We start from the raw sequence: 4768 nt of genomic DNA on the forward strand, positions 1-4768 counted from the left end.
ACACCGCCATAAAGCTGCATAGAGCGCGAGAAGTTGTCTTCCATCATACCGCCAAGGATAAAACCGATCAGCAGCGGTGGCAGCGGATAGTTGGCAAACTTCAGCGCGATGCCGCAGATGCCAAAGCCTACCAAAATCAACAGTTCAGTCGCGTTGTTTTGCCCGATATAGGCCCCCATCAACGTGAAGAAGAGGATGAAAGGGATCAAGTAATTGCGCGGGATTGCCAGCAGTTTCGCGATGTAAGGGATCAACGGCAAGTTCAGGATCAGCAAGACGAGGTTGCCAATGAACATCGACATGATCACGGCCCAGAAAATCTGTGGTTCATCAACCATCAGGCGCGGACCGGGCGTGACGTTCAATGCGATAAGCGCGCCGAGCAAGATCGCCGTTGTACCAGACCCCGGAATGCCAAGCGTCAGCAAAGGCACGAAGGACCCAGTGCAGGCTGCGTTATTCGCCGTTTCTGGGGCTGCTAATCCTTTGACAGAACCTTTGCCGAATTCATCCTGTTCCGCTTTTGGCGCGATGTTGCGCTCAACCGCATAGCCAAGGAAAGACGCAATCGTGGCGCCTGCCCCCGGCAAGACGCCGATAAAGAAACCTTGCACCGATTGGCGACCAATGACGGGCGCGATTGCGCGTGCTTCTGCGCGAGAGATGCGCAGGTCCTTGATTTCGCCGCCATCATCGCCAAGGTTTTTAGGTTTGAGAACGAGAAAGATCGCTTCTGGCAGCGCGAACATCGCCATGGCCAGTGTGATAAAGCCAAAGCCTGATTGCAGGTCCATAATGCCAGCCGTAAAGCGCGGCATGTTGAACAAAGCCCCCTCGCCCACGGTTGCCATGATCAAACCCAGCACTGTCATCAACAGCGCCTTGGTCACTTGACCCGGCCCTGCAAAGGCCGCAATGGCCGACAGACCCACGACCATCAGTGCGAAGTATTCAGCGGAGTGAAATAGCAGCGCCACAGAGGACAGCATCGGCGCGAAGATCATAAGCAAGATCGCCCCAATGGTCCCGCCCGCAAAGCTGGCAATCGCCGCGATGGTTAGCGCTTTGCCTGCCTTGCCTTGTCGGGCCATAGGATAGCCGTCGAAGCTGGACGCAACTGTCCCTGCGACCCCCGGTGCATTAAGCAGGATAGATGAGGTCGAGCCACCAAAGATAGCGCCGTAATAGACACCCGCGAGCAAGATCAATGCTGCAGAGGGATCGCCCATGGTAATCGCCACGGGGATCATAATCGCGATGATCGACATCGGCCCAAGGCCCGGCAACATGCCAATGAATGTGCCGATCAAACAGCCGCCAATCACGACGAGCAGGTTTTGCAAAGACAGGGCCGTTTGCAGGCCAATCAGGATACCTTCGAGCATCGCTTACACTCCCATGAAGAACGGCAGTGGACGCAGGAAGATGCCGAGCACCTCTTGCACCAGATACCAAACAGATCCCGTCGCAATCAGCGCAACGGGGATCATCACATGCCATTTACGTTCCCCCAAAATGAAAGAACCGATGATCAAAAAGGCAGATGTCGAAAAGACGAAACCGAGCGGACGCAGGCAGAGCGCATAAACGACCATCAGGCCGAGCAGCAGCAATGCTTGTCCAAGGAAATAATCGCCCAAGCGACGGTGATCGATATCGCCGATCTTTTCTTCGCCCTTCTCAAGCCCGAGCAAAAGCACGAGCGAGGCCGCGATACCGAAGATCGACAGAACCTTTGGGAAGGTGCTGGGCCAAACGGGGTTACGACGCATAAACGGCGCAAGACTTGCGTCCATCGTAAACCAAGCGGCATAGCCATACACGATGCAAATGCCCAATAGGACAAGTGCGATCCAACGATCCAAGGCCATCGGCCATTCCTCCCAAAATCTTGAAATAGTGTGGGCAGAGCACGCATTTTGCTCTGCCCTAGGGCGCCCTTAGAGGAAGCCCAGTTTGCGCATCAGATCACCGATGACCTTTTCCTGACCTTCAAGGAAGGTGCGGAAATCATCTCCTGAGTTGTGGATGTTGACCCAGCCATTGCGCGCGCGCACGGCTTCCCACTCAGGTGTGTCATACATCTTAGCGATTGCGTCTTGATACATCGCAAGCTTGTCCTCTGGCAGGCCAGGCGCTGCGAAGAACCCACGCCAGTTGACGAACGTCGTATCAATACCCTGCTCTGTCATTGTCATCGCATCAGGTGCCGCGTCGACGCGTGCATCAGACGTAACGCCGATGATTTTGACTTCGCCTTGGTTCGCCAGATCAACCGCTTCAGAGAAGCCCGTGGACAGTGCTTTGATCTCGCCAGACAGCAACGCTGCCATGGCTGTGCCACCCGCATCGTATGGGATGTAGTTCACGCTGAGCGCATCGCGACCAGAGGCTTCCATCACCATCGCTGCAACGAGGTGGTCCATGCCACCCGGAACAGAGCCGCCACCGATAGGTGTGCCTGCTGGATCCGCGTCAAAGGCTGCAAGGAAATCTTCCATGCTGGACACATCGCTGTCTGCTGGAACAACCATCGCTGCATAGTCACCGATAGTACCTGAAACGAGCGTCAGATCACGGAAGTTATGCGGGAAGACACCCGTCAAAGACCGGATCACGATTGGCGTTGAGTTCACCATGAGCGAGCCATGGTTGCTGTCCGCGTTTTCGATCATGTAACCGATTGCGACACCGCCGCCGCCACCGGACATGTTCTCATAGGATGCATTGCCGACAAGGCCAGCCGCTGTCAAAGCTTCGCCCGTTCCGCGGGCTGTACCATCCCAGCCGCCGCCAGCGCCGCCCGGAATAATGAAGTGGATGCTGTCTACTACTTGATGGCCATCCGCAAACGCTGGTGCACCAAAGCTAAGGGTCGCAACCGCGGTTGCGAGCAGGGCACGACGGCCCATTTTAATCGTTGTCATGTCGTTCTCCCATTTGGTAGCCGTCTCTTCACGGCACCTGCGCAGCATCAAACCACAGGAACCTGACACTAACCTGTCACGTTGAAAACCAAGGGAAATGCCCGATGAAATACCTGCTCGTCGAAGACAATCTGGACCTCGCAGAAGCCATTTCTGCGCGCATTCAGCTAGACGGGCATATCGTTGATCATGCAGCGAAAATTGAGGATGCCAGTGACTTTGCAAGGACCGGTGAGTACGACCTGATCCTATTGGATATCATGCTGCCAGATGGCGATGGTCGCAGCTTCTTGAAAGAGCAGCGTGATGCCCAAAATGACACGCCGATTATCGTTCTAACGGCGCGCAGTCAGGTCTCGGATCGAATCAGTATGTTGGACTTGGGCGCGGATGATTACGTCACAAAGCCCTTCGATCACGCCGAACTGCAGGCCAGATGCCGTGCTGTTTTGCGACGAAAATCGGGTTCTGCGCGTTCTGTTGTGACGGTTGGAGATGTGGAATTTGACACTTTGGCCGGACATCTGAGCGTCAAAGGCAAGCAAATCAACCTACGCAATCGCGAGCTGCGCCTGCTGGAACTTTTGCTGGGCTCCAAAGGGCAAGTGTTCTCGAAACAGAAACTGGTGGATCGGCTATTCTCATATGACGATGATGTCTCGGAGAATGCGATCGAAGTATATATTGCGCGGCTCCGTAAGCATCTCGAAGGCTCGCGCGTTCAAATCAAAACACTGCGCGGAATGGGCTATAGGTTAGAGCATGACACATGAGGTGAATGTCACCGGCTCTTTGCGTAATCGGCTGGCGCTGATTTTGACAGGCGGCTCTGCCGTCTTGGCCGTGATCTTGTTCATCGTCGTGCGCGCACTTGCCACGCAAGTGGCCCAGCAAGGCCAAGATAACATCTTGAACGCATCTATGGCCTCTGTTCTGGATACCGCCGTGATCCGCGAAGGGCGCGTCACGCTCGATTTCCCCTACTCTTCTCTTTCAATGCTGACCACCGAAGCAGATGATCGGGTGTTCTATGCTATCCACGCGGATGGCGTGCTTTTGTCAGGATACGACTGGCTTGCGCCGCCTACAAATATGTCGGCCGACAAACGGCTGTTTTCCAATGGGCGCTTTAATGACGCCAAAATCCGCGTCGCGACAGGCGCGCGTATCTTGATCGGCTCGCAAGGGCCACGCATGGTCACAGTGTCCATGGCACAAACCCAAGATGCGCTGGCAGATCGGCTCACAGCAATCTCGCGAAACGTGACGCTGCTTGGGCTTGGGTTTTTCGCGCTGTCATCCGCATTGGCCCTTTGGGCCGCTTCGACCACCAGTAGCCAATTGCGGCGCCTGACCACATCTGTAACGCGCCGCGGTCCGCAAGACCTTAGCCCTGTGACAAAACCTGTACCCTCGGAAATGGTGCCGCTCGTTGGCTCGCTCAATACATTCATGTCGCGACTTGATCATACGTTGACCCAGTCCGAGGACTTTATCGCGGAAGCGGCCCATCGTATTCGCACGCCTCTCGCGACCGTACGCTCGCATGCCGAAGCAACTTTGCAACGGGTCGAGCACAAGGAAAACCGTGCGGCCCTACAATCCATGGTGCGCGCGATTGATGAAAGCTCGCGCGCGGCGGGGCAATTGTTGGATCATGCGATGATCACCTTTCGCGCTGAAAATCTGGAAAGAACCGAGGTCGATTTGGCCGAACTCCTACGCGAAATGGTCCAGCGCATGACGCCGGTTGCGGACATGAAAGATATCAACATCGAGCTGGAAATTGACGGCCCTGCCCTGTTGCAAGGCGATGCAATCCTTTTGCAGAACGCATTGCG

General features: G+C 55.5%; 5 protein-coding genes. 2 read left to right on the plus strand and 3 right to left on the minus strand.

Going from position 1 to position 4768, the window contains the following annotated elements; genetic code table 11:
* The 3 genes from ABJQ89_RS09290 to ABJQ89_RS09300 form a co-directional block, all read right to left on the minus strand.
* A partial coding sequence (locus ABJQ89_RS09290) for a tripartite tricarboxylate transporter permease (RefSeq protein WP_348495969.1) occupies window positions 1-1385 on the minus strand: 1385 nt, incomplete at its 3' end.
* Window positions 1386-1388: 3 nt separating this feature from the next.
* Window positions 1389-1871, minus strand: coding sequence for a tripartite tricarboxylate transporter TctB family protein (locus tag ABJQ89_RS09295; protein ID WP_348495970.1), 483 nt, complete (start codon window positions 1869-1871; stop codon window positions 1389-1391).
* Between the two features lie 69 nt (window positions 1872-1940).
* A complete protein-coding gene (locus ABJQ89_RS09300) occupies window positions 1941-2927 on the minus strand; it encodes a tripartite tricarboxylate transporter substrate-binding protein (protein ID WP_348495971.1) in 987 nt (328 codons plus the stop codon).
* A 104-nt stretch (window positions 2928-3031) separates the two neighbouring features.
* Between ABJQ89_RS09300 and ABJQ89_RS09305 the strand changes: the two genes are divergently transcribed.
* Window positions 3032-3700, plus strand: a complete 669-nt coding sequence (locus tag ABJQ89_RS09305; RefSeq protein WP_348495972.1) for a response regulator transcription factor — start codon at window positions 3032-3034, stop codon at window positions 3698-3700.
* The coding region (locus ABJQ89_RS09310) for a sensor histidine kinase N-terminal domain-containing protein (protein WP_348495973.1) at window positions 3690-4768 on the plus strand (1079 nt) is incomplete at its 3' end. The genes ABJQ89_RS09305 and ABJQ89_RS09310, both read left to right, overlap by 11 nt.

Origin of the sequence: Planktotalea sp., assembly GCF_039984035.1 — a bacterium.
GTDB lineage: Bacteria > Pseudomonadota > Alphaproteobacteria > Rhodobacterales > Rhodobacteraceae > Planktotalea.

Excerpts from the sequence above, each read along its gene's own strand:
- ABJQ89_RS09295 (WP_348495970.1), bottom strand. The coding sequence starts at position 1,871 with ATGGCCTTGGATCGTTGGATCGCACTTGTCCTATTGGGCATTTGCATC.
- ABJQ89_RS09300 (WP_348495971.1), bottom strand. The coding sequence starts at position 2,927 with ATGACAACGATTAAAATGGGCCGTCGTGCCCTGCTCGCAACCGCGGTT.
- ABJQ89_RS09305 (WP_348495972.1), top strand. The coding sequence starts at position 3,032 with ATGAAATACCTGCTCGTCGAAGACAATCTGGACCTCGCAGAAGCCATT.